This window comes from Aliivibrio sp. S4MY1, from assembly GCF_028765545.1.
In the GTDB taxonomy this organism is placed as follows: Bacteria; Pseudomonadota; Gammaproteobacteria; order Enterobacterales; family Vibrionaceae; genus Aliivibrio.
In genome coordinates, this window is record NZ_JARACP010000005.1 from 187949 (window position 1) to 213244 (window position 25296).

Here is a 25296-nt window from a genome sequence, read left to right on the forward strand (position 1 = left end):
ATTTATGGGGCGTAGATAAGACATTTCGTAACATTATTAAGGATAATTACCTCAGTATTTTTAAGAAGAACAATAATTATGTTAATACCATCGAAATTGCATTTCCCAAGGCGTTTGCATAACGCCATCATAAGACAACGTGTCCTCGATATCCTCGCTGATGCGATGCATTATAGACTCGTTTTATTTCGCTCTCCCGCAGGCTACGGGAAAACAACCATGGCAGCACAATGGTTATCCGACAAAGAAGCAACAGGTTGGTACAGTTTAGATGAGGCGGATAATGATGAATTTAAATTTGCCAAATACTTCATTCAAGCCATCAGCAATGCGACTCAATTAGAGCTCCCCCATTCCAAAGCGTTGACTGAAAAACGTCAATTTGCTTCGTTATCGAGCTTATTTTCCCAAGTCTTTACTGAGCTTATTCCTTTTCAAGATGAAGCCTACTTCGTTCTCGACGACTATCATTTAATCACCAATGAAGCGATTCATCTTGGGTTAAAGTTCTTCCTTAAACATTTACCTGATAATCTCACTTTGGTTATTACTAGCCGTTCTCAGCCACCACTAAATACCGCTAATTTACGAGTTCGAGATCTGCTTATTGAGATTGATAATCAAAGCTTGGCTTTTGATCAATCTGAGACTTCTCTTTTCTTTAATCAACGCCTTAATAGTGATATTGACCAAGAATCAATTACCAATGTTCGTAAACACGTTGAAGGGTGGCCATCTGCCTTGCAATTAATTGCACTCCACAGCATTCAACACAATCAGCCGTTAAGTAACTCGGCGCAGGTCATGGCTCAGCTTAATCATACTCATTTATGGGATTATCTTGCTGAAGAAGTGTTTGACCATTTAGATAAAGAAACTCAAGCATTCTTAATGCGTTGTGCCGTCTTTGAACGTTTCAGCACCCAACTGCTGCCAGAAGTCACCAGCCGTAATGACTCTCAATTGCTTATTGAAAACTTAAATCGCTTTGGGCTTTTTATTAACAGTGATGGTGATAATGGTGATTGGTATAAATTCCATAACCTCTTTGCCGAGTTTTTAACTCATCAACGACAAAGTCATCTTTCTCATGAAGAAACCGATTTACAACAAAAAGCAGCCCAAGCTTGGTTAAAACAAGAGAACATTTATCAAGCCCTTCGTCATGCAAAAATCGCTAAAGATGACCAATTAATTGCTAATATCCTCACGCAATATGGCTGGCATTTGTTTAATAATGGCGAGCTTGTGTTACTTGAATCAACCATTAAACAACTTGACCCAGAAGTCTTGTTTGCATCACCCAGACTTGTGATCATTCGTGCATGGTTAGCACAAAGTCAGCACAACTATTTACAAGTGGACGATCTTCTTTCTGAAGGCCAAAAAGAAATGTCTGCACGCAACATTACGTTAGACAGACACATGCAAGGCGAAATCGATGCTTTACGCGCACAAGTAGCCATCAATAAAAATGACCCTGAAGCCGCTCTCGCCTTTGCTGAAAAAGCACTTGAAGAGCTTGAGACCAATAAATACCGCAGCCGGATTGTTGCAACATCGGTGATTGGAGAATACCACCACGTTTCTGGTAACCTTGCACAAGCGCTTGCTTTAATGCAGCAAACTGAAAAAATGGCCATGACTTATGGTATTTATCACCAAGCACTCTGGGCGATTCTACAACAGAGTGAAATCTTAATGGCTCAAGGCTTTATGCAGGCTGCCTTTGATTTACAAGATAATGGTTTCAAACTAATTAAAGACCAAGATTTAGGCCAGTTACCTTTGCATGAGTTTTTACTTCGTTCGCGCGCTCAGATTTATTGGTTCTGGTTCCGTTTTGACGAGGCAGAGCAATGCACCTGGAAAGGCTTAGACGTTCTTTCACCCTTTGATGAGACCAAACACCTACGTGGTTACTCAATGCTTGCTCGTTTAGCAGTAGCTCGTGGTGAACTAGACAAAGCCGAGCGCTATCTTGAGAAGTGCCAACAGCTATTAAGCCAAGCTGATTACCATATTGATTGGAAAGCGAACGCGTCTTCTGCTCAGCTTTTCTATTGGCAAGCAAAAGGCAATATCGATGCTATCAGTTACTGGCTAACTCACACAGAAAAGCCAGAGACCCGTTGTAACCACTTTACTCAACTGCAATGGCGTAACATAGCAAGAGCCCAGTACCACTTAGGTGAGGTAGATGCCGCGATTATCACATTACAAGAGTCTCAGACCATTGCACAGCAACATAAATTAATCACCGATATTAATCGTAACGCGGTGATGGAATCCGTTTTACTTTATGAAAATAAGCAAGTAAATGAGTCAATCGAGGCTATGCATCTTGCTATAAAGCAATCCAATCAAACGGGTATTATTGGTAGCTTTTTAATGGCGGGTAAAGACATTTTAAAACCCTTAGCCAAATTACTACAAAAAGGAAATATCACCGAACTTGAAAAGCATCGAATTGAGCAATTACAAAAAGCATTATCTAATAATGAACGCTCTCGCTCTGCACATTTTGATGAAACCTTTATTGAAAAAGTGATTAATAATCCAGAGGTTCCCGAGTTGATCAGAACGAGCCCTCTAACTCATCGTGAATGGCAAGTGCTTGGATTAATTTATTCTGGTTTCAGTAATGAGCAAATTGCCGCAGAATTTGATGTTGCCCCTACTACAATAAAAACCCATATCCGAAATTTATACCAAAAGTTAAATTTAGCAAATAGAAAGGCAGCAATTGCTATGGCTGATGAACTAGTTAGTATGATGAAGTAATCTCATACTAGCTATTATCTCGTTAGTAATATTGGGATAATTAATTTTACGACATTTTTTATACAAAAACTTATGTATAATCACGTACCTTCGTGCATTATGCATAAGTTTTTTTTCATTTATATAGAGCTAAAATGAACTATTTAACGACATTCTTTAAAGGTATGGCAATGGGCGCAGCTGATGTTGTTCCTGGAGTATCTGGTGGTACGATTGCCTTTATTACTGGTATTTATGACACGCTTTTAGAAAGCATCCGTCGTATTAATCCTTCTATTTTAGGGTTATGGAAACGTGAAGGCTTTAAAGCGGCATTTGCACACATTAATGGTTTTTTCCTCATTTCTCTTTTTGGTGGTATTTTAACGAGCATTTTAACACTCGCAAAATTCATCACATGGATGCTGCATACGCACCCGATTCCTCTGTGGTCATTCTTCTTTGGTTTGATCATCATCTCTATTATTCATATCGCTAAGCAAATTGAGAAATGGTCATTAGATCGTTTTGTTATGTTATTGGCAGGAGCCGCGTTTGCTTATAGCATTACGGTACTAAACCCAATGACAATGACACCATCAACCTTTACTTATATTCTTGCTGGTTCAATTGCCATTTGTGCCATGATTTTACCGGGTATTTCAGGCAGCTTTATTCTTCTGCTTATTGGTATGTACAGCCCTGTTCTTGGTGCCGTAAAGTCTCTTGATTTGGTCACTATGGGACTATTTGCTTCAGGTTGTGTCATTGGCCTATTAAGCTTTTCTCATGTTTTATCTTTCTTACTAAGAAAATTTCGTGATATTACCTTAATCTTTTTAACCGGGTTAATGGTAGGTACGCTAGGTAAAATTTGGCCTTGGAAAGAAGTGATTGAATGGCGCGTGAACTCAAAAGGTGAACAAACCCCTTTAATTGAACACAACCTATCTCCATTTGACTATGAGCAAGTAACACAGCAACCTGCGCTTATTGGCTTTGCTGTTATTGGTGTGATTCTAGGTATAGGTTTGGTGGTTGGTTTAGAAATGTACGCAAAGAAAAACGACAAGTAATACGTATTTTTTGAACAAGCTATAAAAACAAAAATGGCGGTGAAAGCAAGTCTATACACCTTATCTTCACCGCCATTTTTATGGTAAAAAAATCAATCTCACTTAATACCATAAGATTGAATAAAAATAGACGTTACCGTATCGACCTTACTTTTCACCGCATCACCTGTCGGTTCAGTGTCCAAATTCATGACCTGCGGCCAAAAGAACAGCCCTTGAAATAAACTCACGTACACATCTGTCATTAATTTTGAATCGACATTCTTTAATCGCCCAGCCTCAATTGCCGCATTGAACCACTGCGTTATTGCGCGAATACTATAGATATTTTTTATTAAGTTTTTTGCCATTTCTGGTTGACGTAAAAACTCCATCACTATGGTGCGAGCAAGGGAAATACCATAGGTTTGATAAAGTATTTCTATCTCTTTATAAGCAATATCATTCAATTGCTCTTCGGTACTTTTCTCTTCATCAAATTGATAAGAAACGTTTTCGTTTACTGAGTCATTAATAATGGTTAATACCGATTCAAATAACACTTCTTTACTTTCAAAATGACGATAGAGGGTACGTTTAGACACTTCAGCCGAGGCGGTAATTCTATCCATATTGGCAGCAAGAAAACCGTGTTCAATAAATTCTTCTTTTGCCGCATTGATAATATCAAGGTGCTTTTGCTGTGATCGTGTCAGTTTTTTCATAGTCCCTCCATCACTAAATTTAGACCATTCTACCCATTCAAAATAAATATGTACACTCAAGAGTTTACTTTTAAAAAATTTAACCATAAAATAAACTCACGAGTTTACTTTGGTAATTAAAAAATGATTTACTCGACTATTTTATGTTCAACCAACCACTCTTTTCATGAGGAATGAGTCAATGAGCTCACGTATTTCGACTGTTATGTTAATGAAGAAAACCGTACTGGCTGTCAGCCTTGCGATTGGCACACTAATGATCTCTGGGTGTGACTCAACCGACGCACAATTAGAAACAACAAAAGTCGACACGATTCGCCCTGCACTTATTGAAGTGATTAGCCCAAGTATAAATGCACAACTACGCTTTAACGGTGTTGTACGCTCAGCCGAACGTGCTGATTTAGCTTTTAGAATGAATGGACGTGTTATTAGCGTGCTGGTTGAAGAAGGCCAACAGGTAACCAAAGGACAATTACTGGCGCAATTAGATCCTCGTGATGCGAAAACCGCACTAGAGTCAGCGCGTGTTGAATATAAAAACAGCCAAGCAGAATACAACCGTGGCAAAGCAATTTATGAAAAAAGCCAAGCCATTGCTAAGAGTGATTTAGATACGTTAAGCACTCGCTATAACCTAGCTAAAAATCGACTAGAAGAAGCAAAACGTCAATTAGAGTACACCCAATTGACCGCTCCTTTTGATGGTATTGTTGGTCGTAAGATGATCGACAATCATGTGCAAATACAAGCAAATAGCCCAGTATTGACCATTCATGACCTTGATAACTTAGAGGTACTTATCAATATTCCAGACAGTGTCATGTTAGGCGAATTAAAAGGCTCTGAAGCGATTGCTCAAATCAGTGCTGTTCCTAATGTGCGCTTTCCTCTTGTATTAAGTACGTATGGCACCCAAGCAGACCCAATAACGCAAACCTACCCAGTAGTACTAAAGTTTAAAGAATTAAGCGGCTTTAATGTATTACCTGGCATGACAGTAAAAGTGACTCCTGTATATCCAAAAGACTCAGCAGAAGAGAATACACTCATTACCGTGCCTTTAACCGCTATCGTACCGGATAACAAAGGCGGTAAATTTGTGTGGGTGGTTGATGCTCAAAATCAAGCACAACAACGCGCAGTTAATACTGGTGAATTACTGACAAACCGAGTGGTTATTACTCAAGGCTTGCAAATGAATGAGCGCATTATCATTGCCGGTGTCACTAGCATTAAAACCGACATGATCGTAAAACCCTATTCTGAACAATCAGCAATGAGTCACGGGGAATAGAAATGGACATTGCACGTTATACCATTACTAAACGTACCTCAGTGTGGGTGCTTATCACTCTGATCTTATTTGGTGGTTACTTAAGCTATTTAAAACTAGGTCGCTTTGAAGATCCTGAGTTTGTCATTCGCCAAGCGGTAATCAATACCCCTTATTCTGGCGCCACCGCTCAGGAAGTATCAGACGAAGTAACCGACATTATTGAAGGTGCCGTTCAATCACTTCAAGAAGTAAAAGAAGTGAAATCTGTCTCTAAACAAGGCATGTCTGAAGTGACGGTTGAAATCAAACTTGAATTTGCTCAAAGCCAAGCCGCTTTGCAACAAGTGTGGGATAAACTGCGTCGTAAAATTGGGGATGCACAACGCCAATTACCACCAGGAGCAAGCGCATCGATTGTTAATGATGACTTTTCTGATGTGTACTCGCTATTTTTTGCCGTAACAGGCGAAGGCTTTAGTGACAAACAACTGCAAGATTATGTGGATGATTTGCGCCGTGAACTTGTTCTTGTCCCTGGCGTTGCAAAAACAGCAACACTAGGCGAGCGCCAAGAAACTATTTTCGTTGAAATGTCGAGCGAGCGCATGGCGCAATTTGGTGTGTCTGCAGAGAAAGTGTATCAAGTACTACAAAAGCAAAACATCGTAACGGTTGCCGGAAGTATTGAAACAGATGCAATGCGTATTCCTGTGATCCCAAACTCAGGAATTAACTCAATTAATGACTTAAATAACCTGCAAGTAAGCCTTGGGAATAATCATACCGTTCTTCGTTTAGGTGATATTGCCACGGTTACTCGTGGCTACCAAGAGCCGACGTCTATGCTGGTTCGTTACAATGGTGAGCGCGCCGTAGGTTTTGGTATTTCAAACGTATCAGGCGGTAACGTGGTTGATATGGGCGATGCCGTAAAAGCGCGTATTGCAGAGCTAGAAGGTCAACGTCCATTAGGGATAGAGCTGAATGTCATTTCTATGCAATCGGATTCGGTTCGTGCGTCGGTAACTAACTTTATTGATAACCTCATTGCCGCTGTTGTGATTGTATTTGTCGTCTTATTACTGTTTATGGGATTACGCTCAGGCATCATCATTGGCTTTGTTTTGCTACTGACGGTTGCAGGTACATTATGCATCATGTTAATCCAAGACATCGCAATGCAAAGGATCTCTTTGGGTGCATTGATCATCGCATTGGGTATGCTGGTAGATAATGCGATTGTGGTCACTGACGGTATTTTAGTGCGTTTACAAACCACTCCAAATGACAGCCGTGATGAGATCGTTTCAGATGTCGTTAATGCAACTAAATGGCCTCTTCTGGGCGGTACGGTTGTAGGTATTTGTGCTTTCAGCGCTATCGGTCTTTCTCCATCAGACATGGGCGAATACGCAGGATCTCTATTTTGGGTGATTTTATACTCGATGCTATTAAGTTGGGTATTTGCGATTACAATCACGCCAATGCTATGCCACGATTTTCTAACCGTGAAAGCAATAGATAACCAAGCACCACCAAGCCGTATTAGTCAACAATACCGTCAATTATTAACGTGGGTATTAGCACATCGTGGTATCAGCCTAGGTCTTTTATTGGTTGTTTTGTTTACTTCTATTTATGGTGTTCGTTATATTCCACCGGGCTTTATGCCAGAGTCTCAACGTGCTCAGTTTGTGGTTGATGTTTATTTACCGCAAGGGTCAGACATTAAGCGTACAGAGCAAACTATTGCGGCCATAGAGCAAGATGTAAAACAAAAAGAAGGCATCACTAATATCACTAGTTTTGTGGGCGGTGGCGGTTTACGCTTCATGCTAACCTACTCACCAGAAGCGCGTAATCCAAGTTATGGTCAGCTACTGATTGATATTGATGACTATCAAAACATTGCTCCACTGTTGGTTGAACTTCAAACTGAGTTGGATGCAAAATACACCAATGCGTCGATTAAAGTATGGAAATTCATGCTAGGCCGCGGCGGCGGTAAGAAAATTGAAGCCGGATTTAAAGGCCCAGACAGCCATGTGTTGCGTCAATTAGCAGAGCAAGCAAAAGCGATCATGCTTAATGACCCACAATTGATTGCAGTACAAGACGATTGGCGTCAACAAGTGCCAGTGCTACGCCCTCAATTTTCAGAAGAAAAAGCACAACAATTTGGATTAACAACACAAGAGATAAATAAAGCCATCGCTCAAACATTATCAGGGCGAAACGTTGGTGTTTATCGTGAAGGTAATGACTTAATTCCGATTGTGGCTCGATCACCAGAAACAGAGCGTAACCATCAACGTGCGATAGAAAATACAGAGGTCTTTAGCCCAACAACCGGCAGTTTTATCTCAGTAAGCCAACTTATTGAATCATCAAACTTAGTTTGGGAAGATGCCATTCTGCGCCGTATTGATCGAATGCCGACCATTTTAGTACAAGCTGACCCAGCACCGGGCGTACTGACTGCGGATGCCTTTAAACAGGTAAGAGAGAAAATTGAAGCTATCGAACTTCCATCTGGATATCAGTTAATTTGGTATGGGGAATATAAAGCCTCTAAAGACGCGAATGAAGGCTTGGTAATATCAGCACCTTATGGGTTTGCAGCGATGATTTTATCTGTGATCTTCATGTTCAACGCATTACGTCAGCCATTGGTTATTTGGTTAACGGCACCTTTAGCCATTATCGGTGTATCGGTTGGGTTAATCGTATTCCAAACGCCATTTGAGTTTATGGCAATACTTGGGTTCTTAAGCCTTATCGGCATGATGGTAAAAAATGCCATCGTACTTGTTGACCAAGCGGATGTGGAAGTAGCAAATGGTAAGCCCCCTTATAATGCAATTATTGATGCGTCATTAAGTCGTGCAAGACCAGTATTACTCGGAGCACTAACAACCATACTTGGTGTTGCTCCCCTGCTTATCGACCCATTCTTTAAAAGCATGGCAGTGACTATTATGTTTGGTTTGTTGTTCGCAACCATACTGACATTAGTGGTTATCCCACTCTTTTATGCGATGTTCTTTAGGATCAAGGTAAACCACTAGTTGAAAATTACTAAATAACTGGCATAAAAAAGGAGCGTTCAATACGCTCCTTTTCTTTATCTAACGTCTATCTAAAATTTACATAAGCAGTTAGCGCATCAAATTAATGATGGTTTGGCTCACGTAGATAGATGATCCAGTACCCCATACCAACGAAGATACCACCACCAATGATGTTACCAATCGTCACAGGGATAAGGTTATTAATAACAAAATTACTTAATGTTAAGTCTGCAAAATCTAATGCAGAATAACCACTTGCCGCCCAAAATTCAGGAGATGCAAATGTTTTAATACCGACAGCCATTGGAATTTGGAACATGTTTGCAATACAGTGCTCAAAACCAGCAGAAACAAACATTGCTACAGGAAGAATAATAACTAAAATTTTATCCGTTAATGTACGACCTGAAAATGTCATCCACACACCCACACACACTAACACATTACACATTAGCCCTAGCGCAACCGCCTGCCAAAAACCATGATGCATTTTATGCTGAGCAATTTTCATCGTATTAATACCAACTGCACCGCCATCATTCATGTATTGCTTAGCAACTAACATGATACCAACAAGCAACATAGCACCAATAAAGTTACCGACATAAACAACCGCCCAGTTAGCACACAAGCTTTTCCAGCTAATTTTACCACTTGCACGGGCAACCAGTGTTAATACTGAACTCGTAAACAGCTCACCACCAGTGACGACAACCAAAATAAGACCAAGGCTAAAGGCAAGACCACCAATAAAGTGAGACATACCCCATGGCATTGACTCTGCGCCAGTAGTAACTGTGGTATAAAAAATGAAGGCAATACCGATGTGAATACCAGCAGTGATCGCTAATAAAAATGATTTGAATGGGTCTTTAGTTGCTTTTGCTACGCCAACTTCAGCAGCGCGTTCAGCCATTTGTGGCGGTAATAAAGAGTCGAACTGGTTCATATTAGTAACATTTTGATACAAGTGAATAGGAAGGTCGGATAATCCTCCTATTTTGTACGGAATACAAGCGATTTTCAGGTCTGCAAGCATTAAAATTGAGAAAATTTACAACTATTTTAAAAAAACACAAAATGAGACATAGTTCACACTCAATAAGTAAATATAAGATTTAGATTTTGATGTCTATCTTATCTTTATGGCGACGATCTTGTTTAAATCGTCTCTCATACAAAACAGGTTTAGAAGGGTAATTTCGACGGTCTTCTTTCTTACGCAATTCTTCTTGATACGTTCCGTCAACATCCACCGTATCAATAATATTTTCTTCTACATTAGGTAATGATTTCTTATTCATTACTTTTCCTTACTGTCTTTATTATAACAAGGGCAGCTAACTAAGTGATCATTCACGACCCCTGTTGCCTGCAAAAAGGCATAGCAAATAGTAGATCCCACAAACTTAAAGCCACGTTTCTTTAAATCTTTACTTAATTTATCTGATAACTCAGTTGTTGCTGGTACCTCAGACATGCTTTTCCAATGATTCTGAATAGGCGTTTGGCCGACATAACCCCATAGGTAATTAGAAAAACTGCCGAACTCTTTTTGTATATTAATAAAAGCGTGAGCATTAGTAATTGTAGATTTAATTTTAAGTCGGTTGCGTATAATTCTCACATCCAGCATTAACGCATCTACTTTTTCTTGATCGTATTGACTGATTTTTTCAATATCAAATTGATCAAATAGAAGCCTATATCCTTCTCGCTTCTTTAAAATAGTCGACCAGCTTAATCCAGCTTGAGCCCCTTCTAGAGTTAAATACTCAAATAATTCATCATCAGAATAAACCGGAACGCCCCATTCATTATCATGATAATCTCTATCTAAATCAGAAACCTCTGCCCATTCACAACGCTTTTTATCCATTGTTATAACCTCTTTTCTTAGACAACTTAACTGAGTTCACACTACCGCAACTAGTATCCTATTCTGTATTGTCATTATGCTACCATTTGCGCACTTTTTTCTGAGTGGCTGTCTGTATGAAAATTCTTTCAACTGTATTCAAAACATTCTGTATTACTGCCTTATTACTTATCGGCTTCTTTTTCTCTGACATGACTCATTTTGTCAAAAATCAGCTCAAGCCAAGCATTGCGATTGAAGATACTTGCCAGCTATCGACTCAACCCTGCATACAAAATGGCGTTGATATTCAGTTACAAAAAGACACTCTTACGCCTTTAGAGCCTAGCTCTATTACCGTTAAATGGCCAAATACGAACTCAGAAAAACTCCTTCTTTCTCTTCAAGGGGTCGATATGGAAATGGGTAATCCTATTTTCCAACTAACCAAAACCAACAACAGCACATTTGAAGGCGAGATCCTATTACCTATTTGTACTCAAAATACAATGGTGTGGACAGGAACCCTCACTGATGGAAATACAGAAGTCACTATTTCATTAAAGGCTCAACAATGAAAAAACTCTTACTCATTATCGCGATCGTATTCGCAGGATTTGCGTTAAAACAGATCTACTTAGCAAATCTCACTGATGATGCCTCTCTTTATGGCGAAAACAATAATGCCGTTGATCTGTTTGATCTTAACGATCCACGTATTCGTATTATCTACTTCGGTTTTACACGCTGTCCTGATGTTTGTCCTACGTCATTAGCTATGCTATCAGGCGCATTCAACCAGATAGACGACACCACATTATCTCAATTTCGCCCTATTTTTATCACGCTTGACCCACAAAGAGACTCACCAGAGCACTCAGCTGAATACGCACATTACTTTCACAAAAAGATAGAAGGCAGCTCTGGCTCACTGCAAGCGATCAATATGTTAACTGAGCGTTACGGCGTCACCTTCCATAAAACTGAACTGAAAGACTCTGCATTAGAGTATACGATTGATCACTCCTCCTATTTTTACTTTCTAACACCAGACGGAACATTAATCACCAAAGTACCTCATACCGTGACACCTGAACCAATAGTGAAAGCGATTATGTCTCTTTCGCAATAAAAATAACTCGTGTCCCTAAGGGACCACTACTTCTTAAAGGAATATCCGATGAAAAAAACCATCTTTGCTCTAAGTACTCTTTTACTTAGCTCTACCGCTTTTGCTCAAAGTGAATTAACCATTGAAAATCCATACGCACGTGCAACGCCACCCAATGCGGTTAATAGTGCTATTTTCATGACCATAAAAAATGACGGCGATAAAGATCGAACATTGGTATCAGCCACGACCTCAGCTGCAAATAAAGTTGAACTGCATACCGTGATAAAGACGGACGGCATGATGAAAATGCGTGAAGTAGAATCTATCACCATTGCAAAAAACTCAAACACCGTTTTAAAGCCAGGTGGATTACACATCATGCTTTTTGAACTAACAGGCCCGTTAAAAGAAGAAGAGTTTATTGACGTAAACCTTAACTTTGCAAATGGCGATAAAGAAGTATTTAAAGCACCAGTAAAAAAAGTAATGGCAGGAATGAAGCACAAAATGTAATCATGTCTTTCTAATAAATCAAAGTGTCCGATTAGAGATATATATAATTAATTGTACCTGTCAAACTGCATCCCATTATCCTCTGATGAGATGCAGTTCACATGTATTATCTTTTACCGCTATTCACCGTACTTATTTGGGGCGGCAATTCTATTATTAATAAAATGGCAGCTTCTGCTATTGAGCCAAGTGCAATGAGTTTTTATCGTTGGGCTTTTGCCATGCTGATTTTGACTCCATTTTGTTTGCCTTCTGTCATCAAATCTCGTCATGTGATCCGTCCTTATTTAAGTAAATTAGCTTTTTTAGCCCTACTTGGCATGGTGTTAAACCAATCTCTAGGATATTACGCTGGCCTAACAACAACGGCTTCCAACATGTCTCTTATTACCTCGCTAGTGCCTTTGATTAGTATTTTCTTAAGCTTACCTCTACTAGGTAAACGTATTTCTAAATTAAGTATTGTGGGTGCGGTGATCTCGCTAGCTGGCTTAACATTCATGCTTGGGCATGGCGATGTGACTTTCTTCTTACATCAACCAATTACTGAAGGTGATGGCTTAATGGTTATCGCAGCTCTTTGCTATGCGGCCTACTGTGTTTTATTAAAACGTTGGAAAATGCCCATCACCAACTGGCAGCTAATTTACATGCAAGGCTTATTTGCTGTTGCTATGTTGACCCCACTGTGGCTAACGAGTGAAACATTACTTCCTACTGAAGGCTCTATTCCACTCATCATGTATGCCTCAATTGCAGCATCTATTCTCGCGCCTTGGATGTGGGTAAAAGCGATTGATGTCATTGGTGCAGAATCAAGTGCGATGTTCATGAATCTACTGCCTGTAGTGGCGGTATCTCTAGCCGCGATTCTGTTGGGTGAGAAGATTGAGAGCTACCATTTAATGGGTGGTTTAATGGTAATTTCTGGTGTTATCTTGGCTCAAATTAAAACCAAAAAAGCCAAACCAGAAGCAAACGAACTTATCAAAGCGTAATTATTGTTAGTATTAACATGATATAAGAAAGCCGACTGTCTATAAGTCGGCTTTTTTGTGGGTGTTCGTTAGTTATTACTGAATAATTAAATGGAAATTAGTTACCTACCATCTCATGATGCTCAGTCAGCTGCTTATACAAAGTGTCTTTTAACTCCATACGCTGATGTTTTAATGCATTCATGCTCTCATCATCAATTGGGCTACCGGATATTTCTAGCTGTCGAATGTCGTAATCCAATTGATGGTATTGCTGGAGATCGGCTTTAAATTTAGGATCGTCATGATTGAGCTGAACAATATCTAATTTAAGCTCTGGAAAATCTAAGATAAAAGCGTGGTTTTCATTTAGCATTGGCACTTCCTTTTCTATCAGATTATTTACCAGTATAGGAGCAATCCATCAAAAGAAATGTGCCGTATCACGCAAAGTTAATCACGAATCTTCTGCAAGGTATTAGCCCTCAGCGAGTTGATCTTCATGCTTCGCTACTTTATGTCCATCTTCAGTACAGCCCTCTTTCCAGTAGCTGCTGATATAAAGATCGTCTTTATCGACTTCTTTTTCATTACGGAAATAAGTGCGAAGTTGTCTCATTTGATTAAACTCGCAAGCACTCCACACAGCAACTCTGCCCGTTTTCCACTCTTGTGCTCGAACTGTACCTGTTAAGTCTTGTGTATCAGATTTGAGTACCCACACTAACTCAATGCCTTGTGGCTTAGCTAACGTCTGTTTATCTGATTCATGATTAATTTCAATCACAGCGTAGCCTACCGCTGTTGCTGGTAAGGCTTCTAGTTTTGCAGACAAAGCAGGTAACGCTGTCATATCTGCCACTAAAAAGAACCAATCTGCACTATGATTAAGCCCTTTGATGCTTCCTGGACCTGCAATTGAAATCGTATCGCCACTTACTGCATTTTGAGCCCATGCCGAAGCAAAGCCTCCTGTTTCAGCTGTCATCACTGTATTCGCATGGTGATGGCGAACAAAATCGACATCCAGCTCATTCTGCTCTTTTCTCAAATTACGCACGGTATAAGTACGCATCATTGGACGAGTCCCGTCAGGAATACCAGAAAGATCGGTTCCGCCATTCTCGTTAAACATCAGCTTGATGTAACCGCCTTCACTTTCCATATCAAAAGTAGAAAGGTCTTCGGCTTTAAACGTAATGCGCTGCATGTTTTCTGTTAGTTGAGTGCTATTAATAACCGTCAATACACGTGGAGAGGGTTTCTTATTCATAACTTAATCCTTTATTGTCCGTAATACATACAGATACGTTGGCCATTAACTTCATGGATATCAAATTCAGTTTCGTAAATCTCGGATAACACGTCTTTTCTGATCACTTCAGCAACGGTACCATTTGCTACTACTTTGCCCTTTTTAAGCGCCACAATGTTGTCTGAATAACAGGATGCGAAGTTAATATCATGAATCACTATCACTACGGCTTTTCCTAATTCATGAGCCAGCGTTTTAATGTTTTTCATGATTTGCAATGAATGCTTAATATCTAGATTGTTTAACGGCTCATCTAAAAAGACATAATCCGTATCTTGTGCAACCACCATGGCAATAAATGCCAATTGACGCTGGCCACCACTTAATTGATCTAAGTACTTATTCTGAATAGGTGCAAGATCTAAATAATTGATCGCCTTATCCATTACTTCATTATCATGCTTTGTTAACTTACCTTGGCTATAAGGAAATCGACCAAAAGCAACAAGCTCACGCACCGTAAAACGCATGTTTAAATTATTTGATTGTCGAAGTACCGCTAGTTTTTTCGCTAAGGCTTTTGTGTCCCAATCCACCACTTCTTGGTTTTCAATGAGCACACTGCCACTGTCTTTTGCTAATAAGCGGCTTGCCATAGATAGCACGGTACTTTTACCGGCACCATTAGGTCCAATGATCGACGTCACTTCACCTTTAATAAAAGAAGCAGAAGCTTGGTCGACAACTTTTTGCTGACCAAATGATTTTGATAGTTGAGATAATGAAATCATACGTTTCTCTATTGAATTTTTTGTCGAACTAACAGCGATAAGAAGTACAAACCACCGATAAAATTAATCACTACGCTTAATGTCGTTTCAAACTTAAAGATATTCTCAATCGCCCATTGTCCTGAAAGCAGCATCGACATCGCCATTAAACTGCTTCCCAGTAGTAAAGTTCGGTGACGATAGGTATGGAAAAACTCTTTTGCTAAGTTAGCCACCAATAAACCAAAGAACATTACAGGACCAACTAATGCTGTCGATACTGAAATTAAGATAGCCACTAAGATAAGCACCTGCTTAGTTACTTTACCCACATCAACACCTAAACTGGTCGCGTTATCGTTATCAAGCCAGAATACATCAAGCACATTCGACATTCGAAATAACACGGCACTAATTAGTAATAATGGGATAACACACAAATAAACTAACTCTTTGTTAATATTATTAAAACTTGCAAACATACTAGATTGAATCGAAGCAAAGTCGTTTGGATCAACCAACATCATAAAAAATGAAGAAACGTTAGAAAACAGCTGCCCAAAAATCACACCAAGCAATAATAAGGTAATGACATTACTGTTGTTTTTCTTAAAGTAAAAGCCAAATAACAACAAAGAAAAACCGACCATTATCACAACTGACATAGCAAAATTAACAAATGGGTTTAATAGGAAAATACTAAAGCAACCAAAAATAACCACAACCAATACTTGAGTCAGTAAATACAAGGCATCAAACCCCATAATACTTGGTGTTAAAATGCGGTTATGCGTAATGGTTTGAAATACCAAAGACGACTGTGCAATCGCAATACTGGCTAAAATCATCGCCAATACTTTAGGCACTCGACGAGACAAAAAATACTCATAATTGGAAGCATCAAGCCCAATACCAATAAACAAAAAGGTGAATAAAACGGTTATAAAAGCCAATGCCGTTAGTTTAATTGAATCAGACATTTTGTTTACCTTTAACGATAAAGAAAATAAACACCATTCCACCAAGAATACTAATGATCATAGAGATTGGGATTTCATAAGGGAAAATGATCACACGTCCTACAACGTCACATACAAGGATTAATATCGCGCCAACAATCGCCGTTAAAGGGATGTTTCTGCGTAGGTTATCACCATAAAACTGAGCAACTAAGTTTGGTACGATTAAGCCAAGGAAAGGCAATTGACCTACAATCATCACTACCGTTGCTGACATAACAGAAACTAAAATAATACCGAGAAATAGAATTTGCTTGTACTTCAAACCAATATTGGTCGCAAAATCTTTCCCCATGCCAACGGCAGATAAACGCGTCGCGTACCAATAACTTATCACTGAAATTGGCACCGCAATGTATAACAGCTCATAGTTACCTTGCAGAATATTAGCGAAGTTCGCAACCGTCCATGCAGAAAGGTTTTGTACTGCATCGTATTTATAAGCGACAAAGGTTGCAGCAGAAGAGACAACGTTACCAAAAATGATGCCGATTAAGGGTACATAGATGGCATTTTTAAATTGAATACGATGAATGAATTGAATAAAAAGAAGTGTACCGCCAATCGCCATGGCAAAAATCAGCAATAAATTATCGCCATGCCCAAAGATCACCAAGCTTAATACGTAACCCAACATTGCACACTCGATGGTGCCAGAGGTTGATGGTGCAGCAAATCGGTTTTGACTGATCTGTTGCATGATTAACCCAGCAATACTCAAGCCTGCACCAGATAATAAAATGGCCAATAAACGTGGGAGACGACTTACTGCAAGGAGTTCTAGAGCTTCTGTATCTCCTCGGAAAATAGCTGATAACGACAAGTCAGCAACACCGATAAATACCGAAGCAAAGCTCAGCACAATAAGAACAAGCAATAACTTTTTCAAAGCTAACCTCAGCCTGCACAAAGCGTGCTATCTCAAAGAAATAGCACGCTTTACAGTGGAATTAAAATAAAACTTAAAGATGAATAGACTGCTTTACATCAGCAATCATTTGGTCGGTTGCTGTAACACCTGCAATTGCTAAATACCATGCATTTATATCAAGGTAGGTTAGGCTGTCATTTTTATAAGCATCGGTTGCTTTAACTAATGGATTAGCAAACTCTTCTCGAGTACGACTTTTATCTTTGTTGATCAACTTGTCTTTATCAACGATAAGAAGATTTGATGGGTTTACGTCACGGATAAATTCATACGACACTAAATCACCATGGCGAGATTCTTTAATGCCTTTTACTGCTTCTTGAAAACCAAAATCTTTATAGATAGCAGAAAAACGAGATTGCGCACCGAAGGTCGTAATATTGCCGCCTGCACTCATAACCGTTAACGCTGCGACATTATTCGTTTTGTTGTGTTCAGCAATCGCTTTAAACTCTGAGTCTACACTCGCTATTTTTGCTTCAACTTTATCTTGAATTTCAAATACATTACCTAGCATACGCCATTGTTGCTGTGTACTTTTCCAATAGCTTTCTGAATCTGCAGTAAATACGATTGTTGGTGCAATTTCAGATAACTCTTTGTAGGCTTTAACAGCACGAGAACCAATAATGATTACATCTGGTTTTTGCATATAAATCGTTTCAAAATCTGGCTCACTTAAACTACCAGAAGAAGCAAACTCTTTTGCTTTGTACTTTAATAAATATGAAGGCATTGCAGTTGCTTGAGTAACCGCTACTGGCTTGATACCAAAATAATCAATGGCATCTAAAGTTCCTGTTCCAATCACAACAACACGTTGAGGTTTTGTTTCAAGCGTTGTTTTACCTAGTTGGTGAGAAACGGTAATAGTTTCAGCATAACTTGATGCAGAAACCACTAAACCAAATAACATTGTAGCGATACTTTTTTTCATATTCTTTACACTCAAGTGATAATTGTTCGTATTTGAGATTCACTATAATGAAAACGATTCGCATTCACCAGAATAAAAAAGTAAAGATTGTAAAGACGCACTTAATGTAAGGTTTATTGACCCAAAAGACGTGTTTTTAGAAGAGATAAATGATTAATACCAATGTAACTAATTAGATGAACATTATTGGAATTGGTATAACTTTGGCTTATAACAGACAATAAAAAAGGTCATTATAGGGGGAGCAATAATGACCTTAAAAATACATAGCTTGTTTACTTTAGTGTAAGTGTCTCTTCGTTACTTCACATGAAAGAGTCTCATGATCAAATAAGAAGCGAAATGCATGAGAATTAAAGTATTTCCCATCACTCCATAGAACTTCACCAAAGATCTTGCAAAGATCTTGCAAAGATCCATGTCTGATGCTGAACCTTTCTTATCGATAAGTCCAATAACAGATAAAACTTGGCTCTCTATATCCTTGGGACAATTTTTAATTGACCATTTATGAGTCATACTCACTCTTTCCATAATAACTAGCCTAATGTGTTTTTATTTTATTTTATTTGTGAATCAAGTCACGAAGAGCAGTTTAACCTAACATTAACTTAAAGCCAAGCATTTTGTGACTTGAGTCTCATAAAGTTACAAAAATGACTAACAATAGAACTATTAACAAGTAAATCTCATTAATAAAGCAGCGGTAATTTTACAAAAAACACACATAAAAAAGCGAACTATCAATAAGCCCGCTCTTGACTACTACTTTATAGGTACCTGTAACCTTGTGAATACTAAGGATATTTTCCCTCTAAGAAGGCCATAATATCTGATGATTCATACATCCAAGTCGTTTCGCCATCTTTATCAATGCGTAGGCATGGCACTTTTACTTGCCCACCACCGTCTAATAATTCTGCTCTATGATCTTCATTATTTTTTGCATCACGCAGCTCAATTTTTAGTGATTGACGCTTAATTGTACGACGAACTTTGACGCAAAATGGGCAAGCTTCAAATTGATACAATGAATAATTTTCTGTTTCGGCATCTATTTCTGCTTGTTTTTCAGCATCACGCTTAACGCCTGATGGCGAAAAAATACAATCTAAACCCAAAATAACTTTTCCAAGCACGAAACGAATTAATTTCATGTTTACTCTCCTAGTATTGCGCTGTAATTGATTATAGTTATATCTCTCTTTGAAGTGCGTGAATTGTAACAGTTTCATTTCATTGAACATACAAAAAAGCCCCAAAAAGAAAAGAGACTTTATGGGGCTTTCATCTACATTGTTTTAATAAGAACGTTTATTCAAACTCAACCAAGTTACGCTCAAACTGCTCATGTTGTTTTAGAACCTCTTCTTCTGGCTCTCCCGTCAGCTTACTTACGCTAACAATCGCTACTGTTGCAAGTATGATCCCAGGTACAATCTCGTACACATCAAACCAACCGCCCGTTAGCTGCTTCCAGATAACAATAGTGATACCACCAACGACGATACCAGCAAGAGCACCATTGCGATTCATACCTTTCCAATAAAGACTTAGTACAATTGCAGGGCCAAATGCAGCACCAAAACCTGCCCATGCATAAGACACTAAACCAAGCACTGAACTATCAGGGTTCATCGCTAATAGTAAAGCAACTACTGATAAAGCGATCACGGCAAAACGACCTACATTTACAATCTCTTTGCTTGTCGCGTCTTTTTTGATCAGCTGTTTGTATAAATCTTCAGACAATGCCGACGAAGAAACAAGAAGCTGCGAATCTGCAGTGCTCATGATTGCCGCTAAAATTGCAGCTAATAAAATACCAGCAATAACCGGATGGAAAATCGCATTGACTAACAGCATAAATACTTTCTCGCCATCAATCGCTTCGCCCCCCATTGAACCTGTTACATAAAGTAATCCGACTAAGCCAACCAGCACAGCGCCGAACATAGATAATGCAGTCCATACCACGGCAATACGGCGCGCGGTGGTCAAGTCTTTATTCGTTCGTGATGCTTGGAAACGAGCAAGAATGTGTGGCTGACCAAAATAACCAAGCCCCCAAGCAACTAATGAGATAATAGCAATTGCACTTAGCGGTTTGCCATCCATACCTGTCCATAGCGTCATAAGTTCTGGATTAATTGCCACTAAATCAGTACTCAACTGACCAAAACCACCTTGCATCGCGGCAATGGGTACAATCATCAATGCAGCAGACATTAAAAGCCCTTGAACTAAATCGGTCCATGCTACTGCTAGGAACCCACCAAATAAGGTATATGAGACGACACATAATGTTCCAATCACAACAGCTACTTTGTAATCTAAACCAAATACAGTCTCAAATAACTTACCACCTGCAACCAAACCTGAGCTCGTATAGAAAAGGAAGAACAGCAAAATAAATAGAGCTGAAATAGTTTGGATCAGTTTCGATTTATCATTAAAACGGCGTGATAAAAATTCAGGAAGTGTTAATGAGTCATCAGTAGTGATACTGTAAGTTCTTAGCCGTTTCGCACAAATTAGCCAGTTCAACCACGTACCCACTAATAAACCGCCAGCAAGCCATAACGACTCTAAACCTGCAGCGTAAGCATAACCAGGCAAGCCAAGTAATAACCAACCACTCATGTCAGAAGCACCAGCAGATAACGCTGCAGGCCATGGTCCTAATGTGCGGCCACCTAAAAAGTAATCAGATGAACTGTTCGTTCGTTTATATGCATAAACCCCAATCGCAAGCATCATTATCAGGTAAGCGATAAACGTCCCTGTAATGGCAAAATTATTTTCAATCATTGTATTTCCTTTATGTTATTGGCAGTAAGTTTAACGTCGTTACTGCTGTATGAGCATCTTAGCCCTATTGTTATGGTGTAATAACGACGATGGGATCCGACACCAATGTGGACAACTACTTATCCAAATTGATATCAGTCATTAAATATCAGTGGTTACCACCTCCAAGTTCAAGCAATGTTGCGTTGCCGCCAACCGCTGTCACATTGATTGTTCGTGTACGCTCTGTAATAAAACGTAGAACAAAGTGAGGGTCTGTAATTACGGGTAAGCGTTCTTGATCGGTTTCTGCAATCAATTGCGCTAATAATCCATTTCGTTTCGCTAGTTGTTGGTTAATCGCTATCGATTGTTGCTCATTACCAACAAAGCAGACGCCAGCTAAACGAACATCATTAATGTCTATTATTGCAAACTCTGTCTGTTGAGCTGCTAATCTTGGAACCTTAGCTTTATGCAACCCTTCAAGAATAACTGAAGTTAGTTTCGCATCCTGACTCGAAAGGGCGACAATAATAGCGTTTCCTGCCACTAATGCTGCAGTTATTTGCCCAACTAAAGCAACAACCGATGATTTTTCATCCGATGTGATATAAAAAACACCTCTCGCGACTGTGTAAAGTTCATTACTCTCCCCTGTTGGGCCCGGCATTAACTCCGTTTCAGAAATTAAATGCTGTGCTCGTTGGCATTGAAAACGTACCATTTTTGCTGCCAAAACGCCAAAATCAGGATGCTCAGCTAAATACTCTGACCAACGTAATAATTTTTCCATCCGCGTTGAGAATGAATCCGCTTGCCATTCCATTTTCCCTTGAGAAAGTGCAGAGTCAATAATATGAGTAATTGTTGTCATGAGGTTCTCCTTTCTCATTTAGAGTCAGTGGCAGTAGAGGAAATTTGTTGTGCTTGAGTGTATCGGAATAAATAACGAGGCCCACCCGCTTTTGGCCCTGTACCCGACAACCCTTGACCACCAAATGGTTGAACACCAACGACCGCACCAACTTGATCACGATTGATATAGCAGTTACCCACCTTGATGTTTTTTTCAATTCGTGTGTATGTCACTTCATTACGACTATGAATACCCATGGTTAAACCAAACCCTGTTGAGTTGATTTCAGACACCACTTTATCAATCTCATTCGCTTTAAAACGCACAATATGAAGAATAGGACCAAATTGCTCATTTTCTAATTGGCTAATGGACTCAATTTCAAACGCACTTGGTGGTACAAAATCACCATTATCTGACCAATCTGGCAACTCTGCTTGTGCAACCAAGTGAGCCTCTAACGTCATCTTTTCAATATGCGCGAGCAACTTCTCTTTGGCTTTTAAATCGATAACAGGACCAACATCCGTGCAATGCAGTTCAGGTAAACCGACTTTTAGTTCAGCCATTGCCCCTTTGATTAAATTAATAATTCTGTCTGCGATGTCTTGTTGAACAAACAACACACGCAGTGCAGAACAACGTTGACCTGCAGAAGCAAACGCAGAGCGCATGACATCACGCACCACTTGTTCTGGTAAAGCGGTGCTGTCCACTATCATGGCGTTTTGACCACCGGTTTCTGCGATAAAAGGCACAGGAGCTACACCAACATCTTTAACTGTTCGATTCGCTAATGTACGGTTTATTAACTGTGCGGTTTCTGTCGACCCAGTAAATGCAACGCCTGCAACACGATGATCTGATGTTAATGGCGCGCCGACTGTTTTACCATCACCCGGCAATAAATGAACCGCTTGTGGTGCAATACCTGTCTCTAACAACAACTCCATTGCTCGAACCGCAATTAACGATGTTTGCTCTGCCGGTTTTGCAATCACGGTGTTACCTGCGACTAAGGCTGCCGTAACTTGACCAAGGAAAATAGCCAATGGAAAGTTCCATGGACTAATACATACAAAAACACCACGGCCTTGGCGAGCAATTTGATGTGAAACATCATCAAAACCAACAATGGTTTCAGGGGTGGTAAAATTCAGCTTGGCTTGAACGGCGTAATAACGACAAAAATCCACCGCTTCACGCACTTCATCAATACTGTCATGAATTGTTTTACCCGCCTCTTTATGGCATAACGCGACTAACTCTGGCATGTTTGCTTCAAGTTTATCAGCTAATGCTTCAAGGTAATCTGCACGCTCTGTTACTGGTGTTTGTTGCCAAATAGGAAAGTAGTCATGTGCAATATCTAACGCGTTAGATACTTGCTCTTGTGAACTCCAAACTAAAGAGCCGACATCATTTGTACGATCATAAGGCGAACTAATAACATGAAGTGCAGAACCGTGTTCCTTGATCATGCTTTCGTAATCACGCGTATTATTTACAATCGGTCCACCCTGCCAGTAAGTTGTCATCTGTGCTTGAATTAAGGCTTCAAATGGCTGTGCTTCACTCTCTACATCTAAATTAATGCTGTATGAGTTTTTACGATCAGAGAAAATTTGGGGTGGTAATGGAATTAATTGATTATCTAGGGATGGACACGCTAATAATGTATCAACTGGGTGCTCTGTTAAACTTTCGATTGGGCAATTGGCATCCACTAAACGGTGAACAAACGAGCTGTTTGCGCCATTTTCAAGTAAACGACGCACTAAATAAGGCAGTAGATCTTTGTGGCTTCCCACTGGAGCGTATATTCGAACATTACGATTAAACATTTCCATCGCGTGATCGTATAACGCATCTCCCATACCATGAAGTCGTTGAAATTCAAATTCATCATGAGTTGCCATTGACGTTATCGCTGCAACAGTATGTGCGTTATGGCTGGCAAATTGAGGAAAAATATTGCCTTTTACATGATCACTCAACAGATAACGCGCACAAGCTAAATAAGAAACATCCGTCGCTTCTTTACGTGTAAACACAGGGTAACGTGCAAAACCAAATTGTTGAGATATTTTAAGTTCAGTATCCCAATAAGCACCTTTCACTAAACGAAGTGGGATCATATCCCCCTGCTCTTTTGCGAGTGCCGTTAACCAAACGAGAACTGGCAACGCACGCTTAGAGTACGCTTGCACTACAATGCCAAATTTACCCCAGCCTTTGACAATGTCGCTACGATATAACTTTTCAAATAACAGTAAAGAAAGCTCTAAGCGATCCATCTCTTCTGCATCAATCGTGATACCAACATCCAATTCACGCGCACGCTCAAGCAATTTAAGAACGGTGTCGCACATCTCCCCCATTACGCGAACTTTATTCGCCACTTCATAGCGAGGATGCAATGCGGATAGCTTAATAGATACAGTAGGATCTGGTGAGCCAGCAATACTAGCGGCACGGCCTACACTTTCTATCGCCATGATGTAATCTTTAAAATACTTATGAGCATCTGATTGGGTTAATGCTGCTTCACCAAGCATATCAAAGGAGTAGGTATAGCCCTTCTCGCGCATCGCCTTACCTTTTTTCTGCGCTTCTTCAATGGTCCTACCTAATACAAATTGGTGCCCCATGATTTTCATCGCTTGATTCATGGCTTGACGGATCACAGGCTCTGAGAATTTATTAACTAAACGGCTAATGGCATTAGAAGGTGAACCATCTGCTTTAACGTCCATACTGACCACTTTACCTGTCAGTAATAAACCCCACGTTGAGGCATTTACAAACGTCGAATCTGAATTTTTAAGATGTGACTTCCAATCGGCAGCACTCAATTTATCACGAATAAGTGCATCTGCCGTTTCTGCATCAGGAATACGCATTAAGGCTTCAGCAAGACACATCAATAATATGCCTTCTTTAGTATCTAAGCTGTACTCTAATAGCAGCGCATCAATCATTTGCACAGCTTGCTTATCATCACGAACACGCTGAATCAGTTGAGCCGCCTGATCTGTCATCATAATAGCTTCACGCTCACTTGGCTGAGCTAGTGGGATAAGCTCTTTTAACCATTTAGCTTCATCAACCATATAAAGAGGAGAAATGGCCGACCATAACGTAGGTAAAGAGTGATTAATAATGGATGAAGACAATACATCTTTCGCATGAAACATACCTGTTTCCTCTAATTATCTGACATGATTAACTAAACGATTATGCTTCTAATTATTTTTGATTATTAAAGCAAGTTGCGAAAGAGTCTATTTCCTATTAACGAAAAATACTTGTCAAAAACTCCGATTTAATTGCTAAATCGTCCATCTAGTTACAAAATGAGAACAAAGGCGGTAATTTTA

Annotated in this window: 22 protein-coding genes; 8 read left to right on the forward strand and 14 right to left on the reverse strand. The window is 39.6% G+C overall.

The window, feature by feature from the left end; translation table 11 throughout:
* The first annotated feature begins 78 nt into the window (after positions 1–78).
* Entirely contained in the window at positions 79–2784 is a 2706-nt protein-coding gene (gene malT, locus PVK71_RS07580) for an HTH-type transcriptional regulator MalT (RefSeq protein WP_274418641.1), read from the forward strand.
* A 134-nt stretch (positions 2785–2918) separates the two neighbouring features.
* Positions 2919–3839 carry a DUF368 domain-containing protein gene (locus PVK71_RS07585; RefSeq protein WP_274418640.1) on the forward strand — a complete coding sequence of 307 codons (921 nt, stop codon included), beginning with the start codon at positions 2919–2921 and terminating at the stop codon, positions 3837–3839.
* Positions 3840–3937: 98 nt separating this feature from the next.
* Here the strand turns inward: PVK71_RS07585 and PVK71_RS07590 are convergent, their stop codons facing one another.
* Entirely contained in the window at positions 3938–4543 is a 606-nt protein-coding gene (locus tag PVK71_RS07590) for a TetR/AcrR family transcriptional regulator (protein ID WP_130086310.1), read from the reverse strand.
* A 181-nt stretch (positions 4544–4724) separates the two neighbouring features.
* Between PVK71_RS07590 and PVK71_RS07595 the strand changes: the two genes are divergently transcribed.
* Both PVK71_RS07595 and PVK71_RS07600 read left to right on the forward strand, forming a co-directional pair.
* Positions 4725–5840, forward strand: coding sequence for an efflux RND transporter periplasmic adaptor subunit (locus PVK71_RS07595; protein ID WP_274418638.1), 1116 nt, complete (start codon positions 4725–4727; stop codon positions 5838–5840).
* A gap of 2 nt (positions 5841–5842) precedes the next feature.
* On the forward strand, positions 5843–8890 hold the full coding sequence (locus PVK71_RS07600; RefSeq protein ID WP_274418636.1) for an efflux RND transporter permease subunit: 3048 nt from the start codon (positions 5843–5845) through the stop codon (positions 8888–8890).
* 103 nt (positions 8891–8993) lie between these two features.
* On the opposite strand, the gene focA is transcribed toward PVK71_RS07600, so the two are convergent.
* The 3 genes from focA to PVK71_RS07615 form a co-directional block, all read right to left on the reverse strand.
* The gene (focA, locus tag PVK71_RS07605; protein ID WP_130043646.1) at positions 8994–9842 is read right to left on the reverse strand and encodes a formate transporter FocA; all 849 of its coding nucleotides are present in this window, start codon (positions 9840–9842) and stop codon (positions 8994–8996) included.
* 169 nt (positions 9843–10011) lie between these two features.
* Positions 10012–10197 carry a hypothetical protein gene (locus PVK71_RS07610; RefSeq protein WP_274418634.1) on the reverse strand — a complete coding sequence of 62 codons (186 nt, stop codon included), beginning with the start codon at positions 10195–10197 and terminating at the stop codon, positions 10012–10014.
* Positions 10197–10772, reverse strand: a complete 576-nt coding sequence (locus PVK71_RS07615; protein WP_274418633.1) for a DNA-3-methyladenine glycosylase I — start codon at positions 10770–10772, stop codon at positions 10197–10199. Before PVK71_RS07615 ends, PVK71_RS07610 begins: the two co-directional genes overlap by 1 nt.
* A 116-nt stretch (positions 10773–10888) precedes the next feature.
* Between PVK71_RS07615 and PVK71_RS07620 the strand changes: the two genes are divergently transcribed.
* The 4 genes from PVK71_RS07620 (at position 10889) to PVK71_RS07635 (ending at position 13376) form a co-directional block, all read left to right on the forward strand.
* On the forward strand, positions 10889–11329 hold the full coding sequence (locus PVK71_RS07620; RefSeq protein WP_130048365.1) for a hypothetical protein: 441 nt from the start codon (positions 10889–10891) through the stop codon (positions 11327–11329).
* Complete coding sequence (locus PVK71_RS07625) at positions 11326–11883, forward strand: SCO family protein (protein WP_274418631.1); 558 nt, start codon at positions 11326–11328, stop codon at positions 11881–11883. Before PVK71_RS07620 ends, PVK71_RS07625 begins: the two co-directional genes overlap by 4 nt.
* Before the next feature lie 48 nt (positions 11884–11931).
* The gene (locus tag PVK71_RS07630; RefSeq protein WP_274418629.1) at positions 11932–12378 is read left to right on the forward strand and encodes a copper chaperone PCu(A)C; all 447 of its coding nucleotides are present in this window, start codon (positions 11932–11934) and stop codon (positions 12376–12378) included.
* Positions 12379–12479: 101 nt separating this feature from the next.
* Positions 12480–13376, forward strand: a complete 897-nt coding sequence (locus PVK71_RS07635) for a DMT family transporter (RefSeq protein WP_274418626.1) — start codon at positions 12480–12482, stop codon at positions 13374–13376.
* A gap of 97 nt (positions 13377–13473) precedes the next feature.
* On the opposite strand, the gene PVK71_RS07640 is transcribed toward PVK71_RS07635, so the two are convergent.
* The 10 genes from PVK71_RS07640 to putA form a co-directional block, all read right to left on the reverse strand.
* Positions 13474–13731, reverse strand: a complete 258-nt coding sequence (locus PVK71_RS07640; RefSeq protein ID WP_274418625.1) for a YdcH family protein — start codon at positions 13729–13731, stop codon at positions 13474–13476.
* 102 nt (positions 13732–13833) lie between these two features.
* Positions 13834–14628 carry a siderophore-interacting protein gene (locus tag PVK71_RS07645; protein WP_274418624.1) on the reverse strand — a complete coding sequence of 265 codons (795 nt, stop codon included), beginning with the start codon at positions 14626–14628 and terminating at the stop codon, positions 13834–13836.
* A gap of 11 nt (positions 14629–14639) precedes the next feature.
* Positions 14640–15401, reverse strand: a complete 762-nt coding sequence (gene vctC, locus PVK71_RS07650) for an iron chelate ABC transporter ATP-binding protein VctC (protein WP_045104150.1) — start codon at positions 15399–15401, stop codon at positions 14640–14642.
* Positions 15402–15409: 8 nt separating this feature from the next.
* Positions 15410–16360 (reverse strand): iron chelate uptake ABC transporter family permease subunit, encoded by a 951-nt coding sequence (locus PVK71_RS07655; RefSeq protein WP_274418622.1) that lies wholly within the window; start codon positions 16358–16360, stop codon positions 15410–15412.
* Positions 16353–17288 (reverse strand): iron chelate uptake ABC transporter permease subunit VctD, encoded by a 936-nt coding sequence (vctD, locus tag PVK71_RS07660; RefSeq protein WP_274418621.1) that lies wholly within the window; start codon positions 17286–17288, stop codon positions 16353–16355. The genes PVK71_RS07655 and vctD overlap by 8 nt, the downstream gene beginning before the upstream one ends.
* Before the next feature lie 73 nt (positions 17289–17361).
* The gene (locus PVK71_RS07665) at positions 17362–18267 is read right to left on the reverse strand and encodes a siderophore ABC transporter substrate-binding protein (protein ID WP_274418620.1); all 906 of its coding nucleotides are present in this window, start codon (positions 18265–18267) and stop codon (positions 17362–17364) included.
* Between the two features lie 797 nt (positions 18268–19064).
* Complete coding sequence (locus tag PVK71_RS07670) at positions 19065–19424, reverse strand: glutaredoxin (RefSeq protein WP_274418616.1); 360 nt, start codon at positions 19422–19424, stop codon at positions 19065–19067.
* A gap of 157 nt (positions 19425–19581) precedes the next feature.
* Positions 19582–21078, reverse strand: coding sequence for a sodium/proline symporter PutP (gene putP, locus PVK71_RS07675; protein ID WP_274418615.1), 1497 nt, complete (start codon positions 21076–21078; stop codon positions 19582–19584).
* Positions 21079–21226: 148 nt separating this feature from the next.
* Positions 21227–21934 (reverse strand): 1-pyrroline-5-carboxylate dehydrogenase, encoded by a 708-nt coding sequence (locus tag PVK71_RS07680; RefSeq protein WP_274418614.1) that lies wholly within the window; start codon positions 21932–21934, stop codon positions 21227–21229.
* A gap of 14 nt (positions 21935–21948) precedes the next feature.
* Complete coding sequence (gene putA / locus PVK71_RS07685) at positions 21949–25113, reverse strand: bifunctional proline dehydrogenase/L-glutamate gamma-semialdehyde dehydrogenase PutA (RefSeq protein WP_274418613.1); 3165 nt, start codon at positions 25111–25113, stop codon at positions 21949–21951.
* Positions 25114–25296: the final 183 nt, after the last annotated feature.

Coding starts and splice junctions, on each gene's coding strand:
- PVK71_RS07615 (WP_274418633.1), bottom strand. CDS start 10,772: ATGGATAAAAAGCGTTGTGAATGGGCAGAGGTTTCTGATTTAGATAGA.
- PVK71_RS07655 (WP_274418622.1), bottom strand. CDS start 16,360: ATGTCTGATTCAATTAAACTAACGGCATTGGCTTTTATAACCGTTTTA.
- malT (WP_274418641.1), top strand. CDS start 79: ATGTTAATACCATCGAAATTGCATTTCCCAAGGCGTTTGCATAACGCC.
- PVK71_RS07600 (WP_274418636.1), top strand. CDS start 5,843: ATGGACATTGCACGTTATACCATTACTAAACGTACCTCAGTGTGGGTG.
- putP (WP_274418615.1), bottom strand. CDS start 21,078: ATGATTGAAAATAATTTTGCCATTACAGGGACGTTTATCGCTTACCTG.
- PVK71_RS07680 (WP_274418614.1), bottom strand. CDS start 21,934: ATGACAACAATTACTCATATTATTGACTCTGCACTTTCTCAAGGGAAA.
- PVK71_RS07665 (WP_274418620.1), bottom strand. CDS start 18,267: ATGAAAAAAAGTATCGCTACAATGTTATTTGGTTTAGTGGTTTCTGCA.
- PVK71_RS07610 (WP_274418634.1), bottom strand. CDS start 10,197: ATGAATAAGAAATCATTACCTAATGTAGAAGAAAATATTATTGATACG.
- PVK71_RS07640 (WP_274418625.1), bottom strand. CDS start 13,731: ATGCTAAATGAAAACCACGCTTTTATCTTAGATTTTCCAGAGCTTAAA.
- PVK71_RS07645 (WP_274418624.1), bottom strand. CDS start 14,628: ATGAATAAGAAACCCTCTCCACGTGTATTGACGGTTATTAATAGCACT.
- PVK71_RS07635 (WP_274418626.1), top strand. CDS start 12,480: ATGTATTATCTTTTACCGCTATTCACCGTACTTATTTGGGGCGGCAAT.
- PVK71_RS07585 (WP_274418640.1), top strand. CDS start 2,919: ATGAACTATTTAACGACATTCTTTAAAGGTATGGCAATGGGCGCAGCT.
- vctC (WP_045104150.1), bottom strand. CDS start 15,401: ATGATTTCATTATCTCAACTATCAAAATCATTTGGTCAGCAAAAAGTT.
- PVK71_RS07590 (WP_130086310.1), bottom strand. CDS start 4,543: ATGAAAAAACTGACACGATCACAGCAAAAGCACCTTGATATTATCAAT.
- PVK71_RS07620 (WP_130048365.1), top strand. CDS start 10,889: ATGAAAATTCTTTCAACTGTATTCAAAACATTCTGTATTACTGCCTTA.
- PVK71_RS07625 (WP_274418631.1), top strand. CDS start 11,326: ATGAAAAAACTCTTACTCATTATCGCGATCGTATTCGCAGGATTTGCG.
- PVK71_RS07630 (WP_274418629.1), top strand. CDS start 11,932: ATGAAAAAAACCATCTTTGCTCTAAGTACTCTTTTACTTAGCTCTACC.
- putA (WP_274418613.1), bottom strand. CDS start 25,113: ATGTTTCATGCGAAAGATGTATTGTCTTCATCCATTATTAATCACTCT.
- PVK71_RS07670 (WP_274418616.1), bottom strand. CDS start 19,424: ATGAAATTAATTCGTTTCGTGCTTGGAAAAGTTATTTTGGGTTTAGAT.
- focA (WP_130043646.1), bottom strand. CDS start 9,842: ATGAACCAGTTCGACTCTTTATTACCGCCACAAATGGCTGAACGCGCT.
- PVK71_RS07595 (WP_274418638.1), top strand. CDS start 4,725: ATGAGCTCACGTATTTCGACTGTTATGTTAATGAAGAAAACCGTACTG.